General features: G+C 61.2%; 14 protein-coding genes. 8 read left to right on the top strand and 6 right to left on the bottom strand.

Translation table 11 applies throughout. The features are described 5' to 3' along the window. Nucleotides 1–94: 94 nt before the first annotated feature. Both ACA046_RS01300 and ompR read right to left on the bottom strand, forming a co-directional pair. On the bottom strand, nt 95–1,408 hold the full coding sequence (locus tag ACA046_RS01300; RefSeq protein WP_003213176.1) for an ATP-binding protein: 1,314 nt from the start codon (nt 1,406–1,408) through the stop codon (nt 95–97). A 116-nt stretch (nt 1,409–1,524) separates the two neighbouring features. Then, on the bottom strand, nt 1,525–2,265 hold the full coding sequence (ompR, locus tag ACA046_RS01295) for an osmolarity response regulator transcription factor OmpR (protein ID WP_003213175.1): 741 nt from the start codon (nt 2,263–2,265) through the stop codon (nt 1,525–1,527). Between the two features lie 357 nt (nt 2,266–2,622). Between ompR and ACA046_RS01290 the strand changes: the two genes are divergently transcribed. The 7 genes from ACA046_RS01290 (at nt 2,623) to tauD (ending at nt 10,801) form a co-directional block, all read left to right on the top strand. After that, nucleotides 2,623–4,947 carry a Tex family protein gene (locus tag ACA046_RS01290; protein ID WP_497675758.1) on the top strand — a complete coding sequence of 775 codons (2,325 nt, stop codon included), beginning with the start codon at nt 2,623–2,625 and terminating at the stop codon, nt 4,945–4,947. After that, on the top strand, nt 4,947–5,330 hold the full coding sequence (locus ACA046_RS01285; RefSeq protein WP_459025328.1) for a PaaI family thioesterase: 384 nt from the start codon (nt 4,947–4,949) through the stop codon (nt 5,328–5,330). Before ACA046_RS01290 ends, ACA046_RS01285 begins: the two co-directional genes overlap by 1 nt. 214 nt (nt 5,331–5,544) lie before the next feature. After that, the gene (gshA, locus tag ACA046_RS01280) at nt 5,545–7,128 is read left to right on the top strand and encodes a glutamate--cysteine ligase (RefSeq protein ID WP_497675757.1); all 1,584 of its coding nucleotides are present in this window, start codon (nt 5,545–5,547) and stop codon (nt 7,126–7,128) included. Nucleotides 7,129–7,340: 212 nt separating this feature from the next. Further along, nucleotides 7,341–8,318, top strand: a complete 978-nt coding sequence (gene tauA / locus ACA046_RS01275) for a taurine ABC transporter substrate-binding protein (protein ID WP_003213167.1) — start codon at nt 7,341–7,343, stop codon at nt 8,316–8,318. A gap of 18 nt (nt 8,319–8,336) precedes the next feature. Then, the gene (gene tauB / locus ACA046_RS01270; protein WP_088424395.1) at nt 8,337–9,116 is read left to right on the top strand and encodes a taurine ABC transporter ATP-binding subunit; all 780 of its coding nucleotides are present in this window, start codon (nt 8,337–8,339) and stop codon (nt 9,114–9,116) included. Then, nucleotides 9,113–9,943 carry a taurine ABC transporter permease TauC gene (gene tauC, locus ACA046_RS01265; RefSeq protein ID WP_497675756.1) on the top strand — a complete coding sequence of 277 codons (831 nt, stop codon included), beginning with the start codon at nt 9,113–9,115 and terminating at the stop codon, nt 9,941–9,943. Before tauB ends, tauC begins: the two co-directional genes overlap by 4 nt. 21 nt (nt 9,944–9,964) lie before the next feature. Beyond that, the gene (tauD, locus tag ACA046_RS01260; RefSeq protein WP_497675755.1) at nt 9,965–10,801 is read left to right on the top strand and encodes a taurine dioxygenase; all 837 of its coding nucleotides are present in this window, start codon (nt 9,965–9,967) and stop codon (nt 10,799–10,801) included. 147 nt (nt 10,802–10,948) lie between these two features. Here tauD and mgrA read toward each other — a convergent pair whose 3' ends face one another. From mgrA to epsC, 4 genes are all read right to left on the bottom strand, one after another. Beyond that, nucleotides 10,949–11,986, bottom strand: coding sequence for an L-glyceraldehyde 3-phosphate reductase (mgrA, locus tag ACA046_RS01255; protein WP_497675754.1), 1,038 nt, complete (start codon nt 11,984–11,986; stop codon nt 10,949–10,951). A 109-nt stretch (nt 11,987–12,095) separates the two neighbouring features. Beyond that, complete coding sequence (locus tag ACA046_RS01250) at nt 12,096–13,424, bottom strand: OprD family outer membrane porin (protein ID WP_497677032.1); 1,329 nt, start codon at nt 13,422–13,424, stop codon at nt 12,096–12,098. Between the two features lie 270 nt (nt 13,425–13,694). Then, nucleotides 13,695–15,656, bottom strand: a complete 1,962-nt coding sequence (gene betT, locus ACA046_RS01245) for a choline transporter BetT (protein WP_167663436.1) — start codon at nt 15,654–15,656, stop codon at nt 13,695–13,697. 425 nt (nt 15,657–16,081) lie between these two features. Next, nucleotides 16,082–17,008 carry a serine O-acetyltransferase EpsC gene (gene epsC, locus ACA046_RS01240; protein ID WP_010168915.1) on the bottom strand — a complete coding sequence of 309 codons (927 nt, stop codon included), beginning with the start codon at nt 17,006–17,008 and terminating at the stop codon, nt 16,082–16,084. Between the two features lie 166 nt (nt 17,009–17,174). Between epsC and ACA046_RS01235 the strand changes: the two genes are divergently transcribed. Continuing rightward, entirely contained in the window at nt 17,175–18,167 is a 993-nt protein-coding gene (locus ACA046_RS01235) for a D-cysteine desulfhydrase (RefSeq protein WP_459025317.1), read from the top strand. Nucleotides 18,168–18,323: the final 156 nt, after the last annotated feature.

The raw sequence follows: 18,323 nt of genomic DNA, 5'->3' as shown, positions 1-18,323 counted from the left end.
CAGTGTGGGAGCGGGCTTGCTCGCGAAGGCGGTGGATCAGTCGACATTTCTATGGACTGAACCACCGCCTTCGCGAGCAAGCCCGCTCCCACATTTAGACCGCGTCCCTGGGCAACATCAGCCCCAACGGCAAGCGCACTCGCGCTTCCAAACCGCCATCCGGCCGGTTACGCAATTCGACATTGCCGCCATGCATCGAAGCAATCCGCCGCACGATAGCCAGCCCCAGGCCGGTGCCCTTGCCACCCCGGGCACGGTCGCCACGTGTGAACGGGTTGAAGATGCCTTCCAGCTCTGCCGGATCGATACCGGCGCCACGGTCCATGACACTCAGCACCACGTAAGGCGCACTGGTATCCCCGGAGACATACGCCGCCACTTCCACATCGGAACCGGCATGATGCAGGGCGTTGCCAATCAGGTTGTTCAGCAGGCGTTTCATCGATACCCGACGCAACGCGAACGGCTGGATCGGCTCCAGGCGCATGCGCACCTGCTCGCCGTTCTGGTTGTAGGGCGCCACCACCTCACGTACCAGGTCCGTCAGGTCGACTTCTTCCACTACCTCGTCGCGACCGTCGCGGATAAACGCGAGGAACTGGTCGAGTATCGCGTCCATGTCCTCGATATCGCGGACCATGTCGTCGGTAAGGTCGGTGTGGTTGCCCATCAGTTCCAGGGAAAGCCGCAAACGCGTCAATGGCGTGCGCAGGTCATGGGATACCCCCGCCAACATCAGCTCGCGCTCGCGCCCCGCCTGTTCGACATCCTCGGCCATCTGGTTGAACGCGCTGTACACCTCGGTCATTTCACTCGGCGTGTCGCTGATGGGCAGCCGCACGCTACGTCCCTGACCGAGCTGACGTGCAGCAAACACCAGGCGTTTGAGCGGTTGGTTGAGCTGGCGCACGAAAATCCAGGCAGACGCGGTGGAAAGCAAACCAATCGCCAGGAACCAGCCCAGCACGTTCCAGATCTTCTGCCCCCGCAGTGGATGCGGGTACAGCGGTACTTTCAGCCAGTCCTCGCCCAGGCTCGGGGCCCGCACCCACAGCGCCGGCGACACATGCATGCGCAGCCGTACCTCGGTGTCTTCACCCAGTTCGGCCTGCATCTGTCTTTGGTAGATTTCACTGTAGGGCCAATGTTGCTCGCCCTCGGGCACGCCCGCGCCTGCGACCCGGACCAGGGTGGCGGCCTTGGCGATCTTTTCACGGTTCTCGGGGTCTGCGGCCCAATAGGCGCGCAAGGTCAGCGCGACACCGTGGCTGTACTGCCGGTCCACCAGCACGTCTTCGTTCATCAACAGATAAACCAGTGTCAGGGCCTTGGAAAACAGTACGACGATGAGCACCAGCCAAAGGGTGCGCGAGAAAAAACTTTGGGGGAACCACAACGGGGTTTTCATAGAAGACAGCTAGACACCTTGCAGGAGCGAGCGAGGCTCGCAGAATTGCAAACGCCGGGCAACCGGCTGACTCTTATCGAGTCAACACCGGCAAGCCCGCTTCTGCAAATCATTGGTCACTTGGTTGCAGTGCCATCCGGCACAAACACGTAACCCACACCCCACACCGTCTGGATATAACGCGGCTTGGATGGATCGGGTTCGATCATCCGGCGCAAACGGGATATCTGTACGTCGATGGAGCGCTCCAGGGCGTCCCACTCGCGGCCACGGGCCAGGTTCATCAGCTTGTCACGGGTCAGCGGCTGGCGAGCGTTCATCACCAGTGCCTTGAGCACGGCGAATTCGCCGGTGGTCAGCATGTGCACTTCATCGCCACGCTTGAGCTCACGGGTGGCCAGCGACAGCTCGTAGTCACCGAAGGTCACGCTTTCGTCTTCGCTGCCTGGGGCACCCGGTACCGGGGCGGCCTGGCGACGCAGTACGGCCTTGACCCGCGCCATCAGCTCGTCCGGGTTGAACGGCTTGGCCAGGTAATCGTCAGCGCCCAGTTCCAGGCCCTTGATACGGCTCAGCTCATCGCCCTTGGCGGTCAGCATGATGATCGGGATCTGATTGTTGGCGCCGCGCAGGCGTTTGCAGGCGGTCAGGCCGTCTTCGCCAGGCAGCATCAGGTCCAGAACCACCAGGTTGAAGACTTCACGTCCCAACAGGCGGTCCATCTGTTCGGTGTTTGGCACCGCGCGTGCGCGATAGCCCTTGGAGTTGAAGAAACGCTCCAGCAGGCTGCTTAGCCCCGGATCGTCATCAACGATGAGAATTTTTTCGCCTTCAGCAGTTTGTGCAGTGCTGCTCATTAGATGCTCCTCTTATCTCGGCGCGCATTATGGCGTAGCTGCCGTTATACGCACCGTGTGCATTGTTAGCAGATTTTTCCTCTACCGCCAGCTAAGCCGCGCCCTACAACCTTGGCCGCAATCCCCCCAAGGGCGGAACGCTGGTTATAATGCGGCGCCTTTGTGCAGGGCAACGTCAGTTCGCTGCCGTTTACTGCCAGGGGATTTTTTTCACCCGCTTGTCGTGATTTTTTCGATTTCGAGGGTCAATAGGCTGCTTCTTGACCCAGGCAGCGGCGCCAGTCGGGCCGCTCAACCAGCCTCGCAAGCCTTGTTTTTCGGGCCTGCGAGCCTGCTTTCAGAATTTCAGGTGGTTTTATGGACAGCATCAACAGCCGCATCGCCGAGGAACTCGGTGTACGCCCACAACAGGTCGAAGCGGCCGTCGCTCTACTGGATGAAGGCTCCACAGTGCCCTTCATCGCCCGTTACCGTAAAGAAGTCACCGGCAGCCTCGATGATATCCAGTTGCGGCATCTGGAAGAGCGCCTGCGCTACCTGCGAGAACTCGACGAACGGCGTATCAGCATCCTCGCCAGCATCGAAGAGCAAGGCAAGCTGACCCCGCAACTGGAACGCGACATCAAGCTCGCCGACACCAAGACCCGCCTCGAAGACTTGTACCTGCCGTACAAACAGAAGCGCCGCACCAAGGGCCAGATCGCCCTGGAAGCCGGCCTCGGCGAGTTGGCCGACGGTCTGTTCAACGATCCGTCCCTGGCTCCGGAAAGCGAAGCTGCACGTTTTGTCGATGCCGAAAAAGGCGTCGCCGACGTCAAGGCTGCCCTCGAAGGCGCCAAGTACATCCTCATGGAGCGCTTCGCCGAAGACGCCAACCTGCTGGAAAAACTGCGCAACTACCTGAAGCAGGAAGCCACCCTCAGTGCCCGCGTGATCGCCGGCAAGGAAGAGGAAGGCGCCAAGTTCCGCGACTACTTCGAACACGATGAGCCGCTGAAAAGCATGCCGTCCCACCGCGCCCTCGCGATTTTCCGCGGTCGCAACGAGGGCATCCTGAGCTCCGCGCTGAAAGTCGGCGACGAGCTGCCAGGCACCATGCACCCGTGCGAAGGCATGATCGGTCAACAATTCGGCATCCAGAATCAGAATCGTCCTGCGGACAAGTGGCTCAGTGAAGTCGTGCGCTGGACCTGGAAAGTCAAGCTCTACACCCACCTGGAAACCGACCTCCTGGGCGAGCTGCGCGACGGCGCCGAGACCGAAGCCATCAGCGTTTTCGCCCACAACCTGCACGACCTGCTGCTGGCCGCGCCAGCCGGCCCACGCGCCACCCTGGGCCTCGACCCGGGCCTGCGTACCGGCTGCAAGGTTGCCGTGGTCGACGCCACCGGCAAGATGCTCGACCACGCCACGGTTTACCCGCATGTGCCGCACAACAAATGGGACCAGACCATCGCGATCCTCGCCGCCCTGTGCGCCAAGCACTCGGTGGACCTGATCGCCATCGGCAACGGCACCGCCAGCCGCGAAACCGACAAGCTGGCTGCCGAGCTGATCAAAAAATACCCAGGCATGCAGATGACCAAGGTGATGGTCTCCGAGGCCGGCGCCTCGGTGTACTCCGCGTCTGAGCTGGCTTCCAAGGAATTCCCGGACCTCGACGTGTCGATCCGTGGCGCAGTATCCATCGCTCGCCGCCTGCAGGATCCACTGGCCGAACTGGTGAAGATCGACCCGAAATCCATCGGCGTCGGCCAGTACCAGCACGACGTGTCGCAGCTGAAACTGGCACGCGGCCTGGATGCGGTAGTGGAAGACTGCGTGAACAAGGTCGGCGTGGATGTGAATACCGCCTCCGTTGCGCTGTTGGCCCGGATCTCCGGCCTCAACGCCACCCTGGCACAAAACATCGTGACCCACCGCGACGAAAACGGTGCGTTCAAGACCCGTGCAGCGCTGAAAAAAGTCGCACGCCTTGGCGAAAAAACCTTCGAACAAGCCGCCGGCTTCCTGCGCGTCATGAACGGCGACAACCCGCTGGACTCCTCGGCCGTCCACCCGGAAGCCTACCCGCTGGTACAACGCATCGCCGCTGAAACCGACCGTGACATCCGCTCGCTGATCGGCGACGCCGCGTTCCTCAAGCGCCTGGACCCGAAAAAGTACACCGACGAAACCTTCGGCGTACCGACCATCACCGACATCCTGCAAGAGCTGGAAAAACCTGGCCGCGACCCGCGTCCCGAGTTCAAGACCGCCGAGTTCCAGGAAGGCGTCGAAGACCTCAAGGACCTGCAACTGGGGATGATCCTCGAGGGCGTCGTCACCAACGTGACCAACTTCGGCGCGTTTGTGGATATCGGCGTGCATCAGGACGGTTTGGTGCACATCTCTGCGCTTTCGGAGAAGTTCATCAAGGACCCGCGCGAAGCGGTGAAAGCCGGTGACGTGGTCAAGGTCAAGGTCATGGAAGTCGACATCCCGCGCAAACGCGTCGGCCTGTCGATGCGCATGAGCGACACCCCGGGCGAGAAAATCGACGGTGCCCGCGGCGCACGCCCTGGCTCGGCGCCACGCCAGTCCCAAGGCAGCGCACCGCGCAAGGAAACCGCTGCGCCAGCCCCGGCCAATAACGCCATGGCTTCGCTGTTCGCCAATGCCAAACAACTGAAGAAACGTTAATGGAACTGCCAGCCGGCTTGACCCACAGCGCTTTCAGCGAACTCATTGGCTGCCGCCTGCAACGCCTGGAAACCGGTGTTGCCGAGGTGGCCATGACCCTGGAACCGCAGCTGCGCAACCGCGCTGGCAAGCTCCATGGCGGGGCGATCTTCAGCCTGGTGGACATTGCCATGGGGCTGGCCTGCTCCAGCTCCCATGGTTTCGACCAGCAGAGCGCGACCATCGAATGCAAGATCAACTACATCCGCGCCGTTTCCGACGGCGATGTGCTGTGCACCGCCCGGGTGATTCACCCAGGCCGGCGCACGCTGGTGGTTGAAGCCGATGTGTATCAGGACGAAAGATTAGTCGCAAAAGCACAAGGCACCTTCGCTGTCCTATAGCTCCCTGTCATCGATTTGAGTTAATTTCGGCGCTGCGAAAGTTGCGCCGAACTTTTCTTCGTGCGCGATAGCCAGACTCAGGGACGAAGGCGGCTCTTTCAGAGTGGGTCAATCCGGCTCAAAAACCAGGCGATAACGCCAGTTTCCACTTCACCCTTGTAGACCGTCCTGCCCACCCCCATATTGGGGCGACTGACGCGTGAAGGAATCCAACTTGAGCGAACTTCTCAACCGCCGCCTGGCCCTGCTCGGCAAGCACGAACACCTCTCTTTGCTCGAGCAATGCCTGCACGGCATCGAGCGTGAATGCCTGCGCGTCACCGGTGAAGGCCGACTGGCACAAACGCCGCATCCCGAGGCGTTGGGCGCTGCACTGACCCACGAACAAATCACCACCGACTATTCCGAGTCGCTGCTTGAGTTCATCACCCCGGCGTTGCCCAACCCGGCCGATACCCTGAGCAGCCTCGACAAGATCCACCGCTTTGCCTACAGCAAGCTCGGCAACGAGTACCTGTGGAGTCCATCGATGCCGTGCCCGTTGCCGGCCGAGGAAGATATTCCGATTGCCTACTACGGCACCTCCAACATCGGACAGCTCAAGTATGTGTATCGCAAGGGCCTGGCCCTGCGGTACGGCAAGACCATGCAGTGCATCGCCGGGATCCACTACAACTTCTCCCTTCCGGAAGAGCTGTGGCCGCTGCTCAAGGAAGCCGAAGGCTTTGTAGGTACCGACCGCGACTACCAGTCCACGGCCTATATCGCGCTGATCCGCAACTTCCGCCGCTACAGCTGGCTGCTGATGTACCTGTTCGGCGCCTCGCCGGCCCTGGACGCGGGTTTCCTGCGTGGTCGCTCGCACCAGCTGGAAGTGCTGGACGCCGACACTCTGTACCTGCCGTACGCCACCAGCCTGCGCATGAGCGACCTGGGTTACCAGAGCAACGCCCAGGCCGGCCTGACGCCGTGCTACAACGACCTGGCGAGCTACACCGACAGCCTGCGCGAAGCGGTGGCAACGCCCTACGCGCCGTACGTCGAAGTCGGCACCCATAAGGACGGTGAATGGGTGCAGCTCAACACCAACATCCTGCAGATCGAAAACGAGTACTACTCGAACATCCGGCCCAAGCGCGTGACCTACACCGGCGAACGGCCTATCCAGGCGTTGATGGCTCGTGGCATTCAGTACATCGAAGTGCGCTGCCTGGACATCAACCCGTTCCTGCCGATGGGCATCGACTTGCAAGAGTCGCGCTTCCTCGACGCGTTCCTGCTGTATTGCGCGCTGAATGACAGCCCGCTGTTCGCTGATAACGAGTGCGGCAACGCCACCTCCAACTTCCTCAGCGTGGTCAAGGAGGGTCGCCGTCCGGGCCTGCAATTGCAGCGCCGTGGCGAATCGGTGGACATGAAAGAATGGGCCGCCGAGTTGCTGGAGCAGATTGCTCCGCTGGCTGCCTTGCTGGATCAGAGCCAGGGCATCAATGAACACAGCCTGGCACTGGACGCCCAGTTGGCGAAGGTCAAGGATTCGTCCCTGACCCCGTCGGCCCAGGTGTTGGCGGCGATGAGCGAGCGTAAAGAGAGCTTTGCGCAGTTCTCGTTGCATCAGAGCCAGGTGCACGCCGAACACTTCCGCAGCGAGCCGTTGAAGGCTGAGGAACAGGCGCGTTTTGAAGAGCTGGCGCGTAATTCGCTGGCGCAACAAGCGGAGCTGGAGCAGAACGAAGTGGGCGATTTTGACGTGTTTGTCGGGTCGTACCAGGCGAGTATCCTCGCCATCAGCAACTAACCAGTCGCAACCTACTGTAGGAGCGAGCTTGCTCGCGAAAAACCTGAGAACAACGCGCTCATCCAGACAGTACGCGTTATCGTTGACGTTTTTCGCGAGCAAGCTCGCTCCTACATAATAAGCTAATTCGAAAATGTTATTTATTTTCGGATTCTTAGATCATTTAGTCTTCTCACACGCCGACCTCCGGCCGCCTGATGAGGACTTCCCCCTTGAAACTGCACTTCCCCCTTCGCCTCTTGGCGGCGTTGTCCCTGGCCGGTGCCAGCCTGTTTGCCCAGGCCGCCGACGTAACCATCGCTTACCAGACCACCGTTGATCCGGCGAAAGTCGCCCAGGCCGACGGCGCCTACGAAAAAGCCACCAACGCCAAGATCGACTGGCGCAAATTCGACAACGGTGCCGACATCATCGCCGCCATCGCTTCCGGCGACGTGCAGATCGGCTACCTCGGTTCCAGCCCGCTGACTGCTGCCGTGACCCGCAAGGTCCCGGTGGAAACCTTCTTGATCGCCACCCAGATCGGCGGCGCCGAAGCCCTGGTGGCGCGTAACGGTTCCGGGATCAACAGCCCGCAGGACCTGATCGGCAAGAAAGTCGCCGTGCCGTTCGTTTCCACCGGCCACTACAGCCTGCTGGCCGCGCTGAAGCACTGGAATATCGACCCTTCGAAAGTGACCATCCTCAACCTCGCCCCGCCGGCCATCATCGCCGCCTGGAAGCGCGGTGATATCGACGCCACCTACGTATGGGATCCGGCTCTGGGCGTAGCCAAGGAAAACGGCAAAGTGCTGATCACTTCCGGCGAACTGGCCAAATTTGGCGCACCGACTTTCGATGCCTGGATCGTGCGTAAGGATTTCGCCGAGAAGCACCCGGAAATCGTCACGGCCTTTGCCAAAGTTACCCTGGATGCCTACGCCGCTTACCGCAAAGACCCACAAGCCTGGCTGGCGGACAAAGGCAACGTCGACAAACTGGTGAAACTCTCCGGAGCCAAGGCCAGCGACATTCCGCTGCTGCTGCAAGGCAACGTCTACCCGCTGGCGGCTGACCAGGTCACCCTGCTCGGCGCACCGACCACCAAGGCCGTCACCGACACCGCCGCGTTCCTCAAGGAACAGGGCAAGGTCGACGCCGTACTGCCGGATTACGCCCCGTACGTCAGCCCGAAGTTCATCACTAACTGATACCAGGAGTTCACCGCGATGGCCTTGCTACAACTGGAGCGCATCAGCGCACAGTACCCAGGCAGCCCGGAGCCCGTACTGGCCGATATTTCCCTGAGCCTTGGGCCCCAGCAATTGCTGGTAGCCCTCGGCCCTTCCGGCAGTGGCAAGACTTCGCTGTTGAACCTGATTGCCGGTTTTGTCGAACCCAGCGCCGGGCGCATCACCCTTGACGGTGTGCCGGTAAAAGGACCGAGCGCCGAACGCGGCGTGGTGTTCCAGGACGACGCCCTGCTGCCCTGGCAGGACGTACTGGCCAACGTCGGCTTCGGCCTGGAGTTGGCGGGCGTGCCCAAGGCCAAGCGCGAAATCCGCGCCCGGGAAATGCTCGCCCTGGTGGACCTCGCCGGCTTCGACAGCCGCCGCATCTGGCAACTCTCCGGTGGCCAGAAGCAACGTGTGGGCCTGGCCCGCGCGTTGGCTGCTGACCCGCGCGTACTGCTGATGGACGAACCGTTCGGTGCCCTCGATGCCTTCACCCGCGAACAGATGCAGGAGCTGTTGCTGCAAGTCTGGCGGCGCACAGCCAAGCCGGTGTTCCTGATTACCCACGACATCGAAGAAGCCGTATTCCTCGCCACGGACCTGATTCTGCTGGCGCCCAACCCAGGCCAGATCGTCGAGCGCCTGAGCCTGGACTTCGGCCAGCGCTACGCCGCCGGTGAGTCGGCACGGGCGATCAAGTCCGACCCACGTTTTATCGAAACCCGCGAACACGTGCTGGGCAAGGTGTTCTCCCAACGGCAGGTGTCCGCATGAGCAGTTACGAATTACCGGCAACCCGCACCGCGCAAACCTCGGTGGTGCCGGTACGCCGCAGCCTGAGCACCCGCTGGATCAGCGTGCTGACCCTGGTGACTCTGGTCGCTATCTGGTGGGCCGTGACCGCCAGCGGGCTGATCGAACCGCTGTTCCTGCCACCGCCTTCCGCCGTGCTGCAAAAAGGTTGGCTGCTGGCGACCACTGGCTACATGGACTCCACCCTGTGGCAGCACTTGGGCGCGAGCCTCAAGCGTATCGGCCTCGGCCTCGGCTTTGCCGTGCTGACCGCCGTGCCGGTGGGCATTGCAATCGGTTCCAATCGCATCGCCCGGGGCATTCTGGATCCGCTGATCGAGTTTTACCGCCCGATCCCGCCGCTGGCTTACCTGCCGCTGATCGTGATCTGGTGCGGCATCGGTGAGCTGTCCAAGGTGCTGCTGATCTACCTGGCGATTTTTGCGCCGATCGCCATTGCTACCGCCACCGGCGTGCGCACCGTCGACCCGGCCAAATTGCGCGCCGCGCAGTCATTGGGCGCCACACGGGCACAGTTGATTCGCCACGTAATCCTGCCGAGCGCCCTGCCCGACATCCTCACCGGCGTGCGGATTGGCCTCGGTGTGGGTTGGTCGACCTTGGTAGCCGCAGAATTGATCGCCGCCACCAGCGGCCTGGGTTTCATGGTGCAGTCCGCCGCGCAGTTCCTGGTCACCGATGTGGTGGTGCTGGGCATCCTGGTGATCGCATTGATCGCCTTTGCGATGGAAATGGGCTTGCGTGCCCTGCAGCGCAAACTGGTGCCGTGGCATGGCCAGGCACACTAAGAAATTTTCGACGAGAATCCCATGAGCAGCCTGACCGTAACGCCTCTCAGCACCGCCCTTGGCGCCCAGATCAGTGGCGTCGACACCACCCAACCGCTGAACATCGAACAACGCGACGCCATCGAACAGGCGCTGCTCAAGCATTCGGTGCTGTTCTTCCGCAACCAGCCGATCAACCCGCAGCAACAGGCGCGGTTCGCGGCGCATTTCGGCGACCTGCACATTCACCCGATCTACCCCAACGTGCCGGAGCAGCCTGAAGTGCTGATCCTCGATACCGCCGTGACCGATGTACGCGATAACGCCATCTGGCACACCGACGTGACCTTCCTGCCCACGCCGGCCCTCGGCGCGGTACTCAGCGCCAAGCTGCTGCCGGAGTTCGGTGGCGATACGTTGTGGGCCAGCGGGATTGCCGCGTATGAGGCGTTATCGGAGCCGTTCAAAAAGCTGCTGGACGGTTTGACGGCGACCCATGACTTCACCCGTTCCTTCCCGCTGGAGCGTTACGGCAATACGCCGCAAGACCTGGCGCGCTGGGAAGAAGCCCGGCGCAAGAATCCGCCACTGTCCCATCCGGTGATTCGCACGCACCCGGTGAGCGGGCGTAAATCGCTGTTCGTCAGTGAAGGGTTCACCAGCAAGATCAACGAACTGGAGCCGGCGGAAAGCGAGGCGGTGTTGAAGCTGCTGTTTGCGCACGCGACACGGCCGGAATTCACCATTCGCTGGCGCTGGCAGGAAAATGACGTGGCGTTCTGGGATAACCGCGTGACCCAACATTACGCGGTGGATGATTACCGGCCGCAACGGCGGGTGATGCACCGGGCGACGATTCTTGGAGATGTGCCGTTCTAGCAGGCACACCACAAATCAAGTGTGGGAGCGGGCTTGCTCGCGAAGGCGGTGAATCAGTCGACATATCCAGTGACTGACACTCCGCTTTCGCGAGCAAGCCCGCTCCCACATTGGGTAGAGGTTGATGCAGGAATCGGGCTCTACTGCTTATTCAGCCGTCGACGGCTTCTCCCACAAGTTAATCCCGCCTTCCCGGGCAAACCCGTCGATCTCCGCCAGCTCTTGCGCGCTGAAGCTCAAATTCTGCAACGCCCCGACGTTTTCAATGATCTGCTCCGGCCGGCTCGCGCCGATCAGGGCACTGGTGACCCGCGGATCACGCAACGTCCACGCCAACGCCATCTGCGCCAGGCTCTGGCCACGACGCTTGGCAATTTCATTCAGCGCACGGGCGTGGGCGATGTTGGACTCGGACAAATGCTTGGCCTGCAACGAACCGCCACCCGGGCGATTCACCCGCGCATCCGCCGGTACGCCGTTGAGGTATTTGTCGGTCAACAGACCCTGGGCCAATGGCGTGAACGCAATCACCCCGGCACCGAGTTCTTCGGTGACGTCCAGCAGGTCTTTTTCCACCCAGCGATTGAGCAGGTTGTAGGCCGGCTGGTGGATCAGCAGTGGCACTTTCCACTCCTGGAGCAGCGCCGCGATTTCCCGGGTTTTCACGCCGGAATAGGACGAAATCCCGATGTACAACGCCTTGCCCTGTTGCACGGCAGTGGCCAGTGCGCTGGCGGTTTCTTCCAGTGGGGTGTCGGCATCAAAACGGTGGGAGTAGAAGATGTCCACGTAGTCGACGCCCAGGCGTTGCAGGCTCTGGTCGAGGCTCGCCAGTACATACTTGCGCGAACCGCCGCCCTGGCCGTAAGGGCCTGGCCACATGTCCCAACCCGCCTTGCTGGAGATGATCAGTTCATCGCGGTAATGCTTGAAATCTTCCCGCAGCAAACGGCCGAAGTTGATCTCGGCGCTGCCGTACGGGGGGCCGTAGTTGTTGGCCAGGTCGAAGTGGTTGATACCCAGGTCGAACGCCGTACGCAGCAGGGCGCGCTGGGTGTCGATCGGGGTGCTGTCGCCAAAGTTGTGCCACAGCCCCAGGGACAGTGCCGGCAGCACCAATCCGCTGCGACCTACGCGGCGATAAGGAATAGATTCATAGCGGTTTTCGGCAGCAATGTAAGTCATCGAATCCTCTCTTGGACTTGGGGCAAATAAGGCCCGGGAATAAGCATATTCCCGGGCCTTTTAAGCAGCTGAATCGCTTAAGTCTGCCTTTCCCTTTTACAGCAAAGTCCTACCAGAGTGGAACGACATAGCTCACATACAGACGGTTTTCATCTTGCACGGTGGCGCCAGTAATGTCCGGGCTGGCGTGGGCATTTCGCCACGTCACGCCGAGGCCTTTGAGGGTCCCGGTGGGCACTTGGTAAGCCACAGTGACGTTACGTTCCCATTCGCTGGTAGTGCCCTGGGTGGTGCGGATGTCATCACCGTGTGCGTAGGAAGTGGCGAACGTCAGGCCATTGAGGCCGAGCTTGCCGAAGTCATATTTGTACTGCGCCAGCCAGGTGCGTTCGCCGGCGTGCTGGAACTTGTTCAGTTGCATGTTGGTGAGTGCCGGGGTGTCGGCGCCCGAGCCCGGGCCCTGGTTGCTGGCACCGCTGTTCAGGCCGGAATCCAGGTACGGGAAGTCGCTCTCGCCGCTGTTTTTCTGGATGCCCAGGCCGACGGTATGGCCGTCCAGGCTGTAGCTTTCCAACAGGCTGACGGTGGACTGGTTGATGCGACCCTTGGAGGTGCCGTCGCCATAAAGACCGGCTGCGGAATAGTCCTTGTCGCCATCGGCGTTTGCACCCACACCCAGGCTGCGGTACAGGCGCACGTCGGTGTCGATCGCGCCCACAGGCAAGGCGTCATGGCGCTTGGCGCCGAGGAAGAACTGCTGGTAGTAATCCTCGAGGTTCGAGTACCACAGGCTGACGGTGGTGTCCGGCAAACCCTTGTAGTCCGCGCCGCCGTACAAGAAACGATCGCTCTCTTTGGTGCCGCCGGCGGTGATCATGCCCTGGTCGCCGGTTTCGTTGCGGATCTTGGTCTTGAGGATGTTACCGGCGGTGAAGGTGAAGTCGGTCAAGTCCTTGGAAACCAACTGCACGCCAGTGTTGGTCTGCTGGTACAAGCGGCCGTCGGTGTTGGCCAGTACCGGGTTGTTGCCGTAGAGCGTACCGACGCGCAATTCATCCTGGGCGAAGCGCATCTTGAAGGTCGGGCTGAGCACGCCGAACTGGTCGGCGGATTTGCCGTCATCCAGCGGGAACATGCTGCCGGGGTATCGGCCCTGGTGATCCTTGTCATTGAGGTCGCCACCGGAATCCAGTTTCAAGCCGTAGAACGCCTGCAAGTCCAAGCCAAAGCCCACTGGGCCATCGGTGTAGCCGGACTTGAAGTTGAACTCAAAACCCTGGCCCCAATCACGGATGCTATGGGCCTTGTTATTGCTGTTCACCACATCGCGCCCCTGCTGATTGAGGTAGCGGTTGAGCAAGGTCACGTCGGCGTGGCTGTCATCGATAAAATCGGCGTGGGCGGACAGCATAAAGCTCGCCATGGCGGCACCCACCATGGGGCTCAATAACGTCTTCATTGGTACCGGTCTCCGTCACTGTTCTGAAATGAAAGCGTCAAACGCTTCACACAATTAGGCGATGGCCATGTGACAGTTCGGAGTCAAAACACCCTTTACCCGGATGAAATTAAATTTAAGGAACCCTTCAAGCACGGGGCTTTGCGGGCGCTGACGAGCGCTTCAGCGCGCCAAGGGTGGAGGGGTATGGAGGCGAGACGAGGAGCAAAAAAAAGGCCCTGTTCGAGGTATTGAACAGGGCCTTTTCGTTTAGCGAACCAGGTGCAGGAACTGCATATGCCGTTCGTACTGGTCGAGGATGTCGTTGATGATCTGCTCCTTGGTGTAGCCCACCAGATCGTAGTCCTGGCTGCCCTCACTCAAGTGCACTTCCGCGCGGTAGTAGCGGCGGTTGTTGAGCTGCTTGGAACCCATGCCGCCCCGTGCAAATGACGGGGTGAAATAGCCGCGCATCTGCACCTGATACACGAACGGATGCTGTTCGCCGTGGCCGATTTCCAGGCTGACACTGTCGTTGGCCGGGTCCGGCTGGGCGACCACGTTCAGGCCTTTTTCGACAAACACTGCCGTCACTTCTTCGATCGCCGGACGCACCGTGGTCTCAAGGAAACGGTACACCTCATCCCGCGACGGGAAATGCACCGCCTGGCTCAAGCGCTGGCGCCAACCGCCCGTGCCTTTACGTGAGCCCGACACCGGCGCGAGGGAATGCATCTGCGCAATCTGCTTCTGGGATTCAAGGTAGAACGCCTTGTGCAGCCCCCACATCATCAGCAGCAAGATCATCGAGAACGGCAGCGATGTCAGCACCACAGCAGATTTGAGCGAGTCGATGCTGCCGGCAAACAACAGCGCGCTGGTCACCAATGCGGTCATCGCGCCCCAGAACACTCGCAGCCACTTCGGACCGTCTTCATCGGCGTTGCCGCCTTTGGCCGACAAGGTCGAGAGCACCACGGTGCCGGAGTCGGCCGAGGTGACGAAGAACACGAAGCTGATAAACACCGTGACGGCGATCACCGTCTTGCTCCACGGGTAGGTTTCCAGCAGTAGGTAGAGGCTCATCGACGGATCATCGATGGCCGACTGACCGAGCGCCGTGAGGCCGTGGTTGAGCACCTGGTCGATGGCGCTGTTGCCGAAGATCGACATCCACGCCAGGGTGAAGCCCAACGGGATCAACAGCACGCCGAAGACGAATTCACGGATGGTGCGGCCGCGGGAAATACGCGCGATAAACAGGCCCACGAACGGCGACCATGCGATCCACCAGGCCCAATAGAACACGGTCCAGCCGCCCAGCCAGTCGCTGGGTTTGTCGTAGGCGTAGAGGTCGAAACTCTTGGTCGGCAAGGCGCCGAGATAGTCGCCGATGTTCTGGATCAGGGTGTTGAGCAAGTGCTGGGTGGGCCCCGCAAACAACACGAACAGCAGCAGCGCACAGGCCAGCAGCATGTTGATGTCGGACATCACTCGCACGCCCTTGTCGACGCCCGAGACGGCGACAAGAATTGCCGCGCCCATCATCAAGGTGATGAGGCCGACTTGGATCCACTGGGTGTGGGCCACGCCGAACAGGTAATCGAGCCCGGAGTTGAGGTGCAACACGCCAAAGCCCATGTCGGCGCCAAGGCCGAACACCGTGGCGATGATGCCGAAGCCGTCCACGGCGTAACCGATGGGGCCGTTGATGCGCTTGCCGATCAGCGGGTACAGCGCCGAACGCAACGCCAGCGGCAGGTTATGCCGGTAGGCGAAATACGCCAGGGCCATGCCGACGAAGGCGAACACACCCCAGCCATGCAGGCCCCAGTGCAGAAACAGGATCTGCATGGCCTGGCGCGCCGCGTCACCGTTCAGCGCCTCGCCCTGAGGCGGTTGCACCAGGTGCGTCAACGGTTCGGAAACGCAGAAGAAAAACAGCGTGATGCTGATCCCGGCGGCGAACAGCATGCCCGCCCAGGACAGGTAACTGAATTCGGGCTCGTCGTGGTCGGCACCGAGTTTGATCTTGCCGTAGCCCGATAACGCGGTGACCACCACGAAGACCAGATACAGGGTCATCGCCAGCATGTAATACCAGCCGACCGTATTGGCCGCCCAGTTTTGTGCGGCCAGCAGCCAGGCGCCGGCTTGTTCGGGAATAGCGATGACGGTCAGGCCGAACAGCAGGATGAAGCTCGCGGCGAAGTAAAACACCGGCGGGTTCATGCGGACCTGACCGCTTGAAGGTATCGACGATGCACTCATGAAGGGTGCACCTCAAGGGTGTGGGATGTGGCTGTAAAAAACGGACTCAGCAAAGGTAAGCCTCCTGTTGTGAGCGGGCAGCGAACCACCGATTTAACTTGAACGAACAGTCAAGTTAAACATGGATAGGGGTTTGAGGACTAATCGCAGGGCCGAGTGGTAGGTATTTCCTACACTAGCTCAAGGAAAGGTATGACGTATGGGGATGACGAAACGTTCAGCGATTGCTGAGCGAAATACGGCTCGAATTTGAAATGCAGTCAAAATGTGGGAGCGGGCTTGCTCGCGAATGCGGTGTGTCAGCCAACACTTCTGGCGACTGATACACCGCTTTCGCGAGCAAGCCAGCTCCCACACTTGATCTGTGTGATCTTGAGAGAGGGGTTCTACTTCTGCGTCCCATCATCATGCTGCAGATTCGCCTGGGTCAGGTTCGCCCCCGCCGGCACGCTCCGCGTCAGCCACACGTTGCCGCCAATGGTCGAACCCTTGCCGATCGTGATGCGCCCCAGGATCGTCGCCCCGGCGTAGATGACCACATCATCCTCGACAATCGGATGCCGCGGGTGGCCCTTCTGCAACTGCCCGTCTTCATCCGCCGGGAAACGCTTGGCGCCCAAAGTCACGGCTTGATAGATCCGCACCCGCTCGCCAATGATCGCCGTCTCGCCAATCACCACACCCGTCCCGTGGTCGATAAAGAAGCTCGGGCCGATCTGCGCGCCCGGGTGAATATCAATCCCGGTCGCCGAGTGCGCGATTTCCGCACTGATCCGCGCCAGCAACGGCAACCCCGCCCGATACAAGTGGTGCGCCAGGCGATGGTGAATCACCGCCAGAATCCCCGGGTAGCACAACAGCACTTCATCCACGCTGCGCGCCGCCGGGTCGCCGTGGTAGGCGGCGAGTACGTCGGTGTCCAGCAGGCTGCGCAAGGCTGGCAATGCCAGGGCGAAATCCTGGATCAGGTGGATGGCATGGGCGTCCACCTCACTGTCATCCTGGCCGCCTTGCCGTGCGGCATACCGCAGCTCCAGCCGCGCCTGGGCGAGCAACGCATTCAGCGCCACATCCAGGGTATGGCCGACGTAGAAGTCTTCACTTTCTTCACGCAGGTCCACCGGCCCCAAACGCATGGGGAACAGCGCGCCGCACAACGCCTCGAGAATCTGCGCCACGGCTTCCCGTGAAGGCAGCTCGCGACCGCCCTGCTCGCCGCTGACCCTGCCATTGCGGGTGCGCCACTGGTCCCGGGCGCTGCGCAGCTGGCTGACGATGGTCTGTAATTGCCAATGACTGGAACGCTCACTCACGGTCTTCACTCCTGACGAAATGCCCACCACTTTACGGCAAGGCACCTGAGCGTCCTTAAGAACCAATAGTGCAATGCTAATAACCCACAGACATAAGCGATTGGCGGTTGCCCCCTGAAAAGTGCCTGCCTATAGTCGGTGCATATCTGACCACCCGTGCGTAGCCATGATCAAACAACAGCTCGACCGCTTTAACCGTCTGGAACTGCTGGGCGGCGCCACCGCCCTGGAAAAACTCGAACGGCTGTCGGCCTGGCTGGGGCGTGACGTCTACGTCAAACGTGACGACACCACGCCGCTGGCCCTGGGTGGCAACAAGCTGCGCAAACTCGAATACCTCGCCGCCGACGCCCTCGCCCAAGGCGCCGATACCCTCGTCACCGCCGGTGCGATCCAGTCCAACCATGTGCGCCAAACCGCTGCACTGGCCGCCAAGCTGGGCCTGGGCTGCGTCGCCCTGCTGGAAAACCCGACGGGCACCGAAGACCCCAACTACCTGGCCAACGGCAACCGCCTGTTGCTGGAACTGTTCGACGCCAAGGTCGAGCTGGTAGAAAACCTGGACAACGTCGACGACCAGCTCAACGCCGTCGCCGACCGCCTGCGCAGCAACGGCAAGAAGCCGTACCTGGTGCCCATCGGTGGCTCCAACGCCCTCGGCGCCCTGGGTTACGTGCGCGCCGGGCTGGAACTGGCCGGGCAGATTGAAGACAGCGGCATCCAGTTCTCCACCGTGGTCCTGGCCTCCGGCAGCGCCGGCACCCACAGCGGCCTGGCACTGGCACTGGCCGAAGTACTGCCGGACCTGCAAGTGATTGGCGTCACGGTGTCCCGCACCGACGAAGCCCAGCGCCCCAAGGTGCAAGGCCTGGCCGAACGCACCGCCGAATTGCTCGGCGTGCCTATGCCCGATGCGTTCAAGGTGATCCTGTGGGACGAGTACTTCGCCCCCCGTTATGGCGAACCGAGTGCCGGCACGCTGGCGGCGATCAAGCTGGTGGCCAGCCAGGAAGGCTTGCTGCTGGACCCGGTCTACACTGGCAAAGCCATGGCCGGGTTGCTGGACGGCATTGGCCGGCAGCGCTTTGAAGAGGGACCGATCATCTTCCTGCACACCGGTGGCGCACCCGCCTTGTTTGCGTATGATTCGAGCTTCTGATATTCCATAAAGAAATATCAATCTGATTTTATATTATTTTCAAGTCTTAAAAACCGGCTTTATAGTCGCGCCGAAGGCGAATCTGCTGGCGATGCCCACAACTCGGTAAAAACTTCACCACCGAGTTGATGCATTCGCGAGCAAGCCCGCTCCCAC

The sequence above is a fragment of the Pseudomonas sp. LBUM1641 genome, from assembly GCF_059716235.1.
Note: the sequence above shows the minus strand (reverse complement) of the source record. Positions and strands in the feature narration are given on the sequence as shown.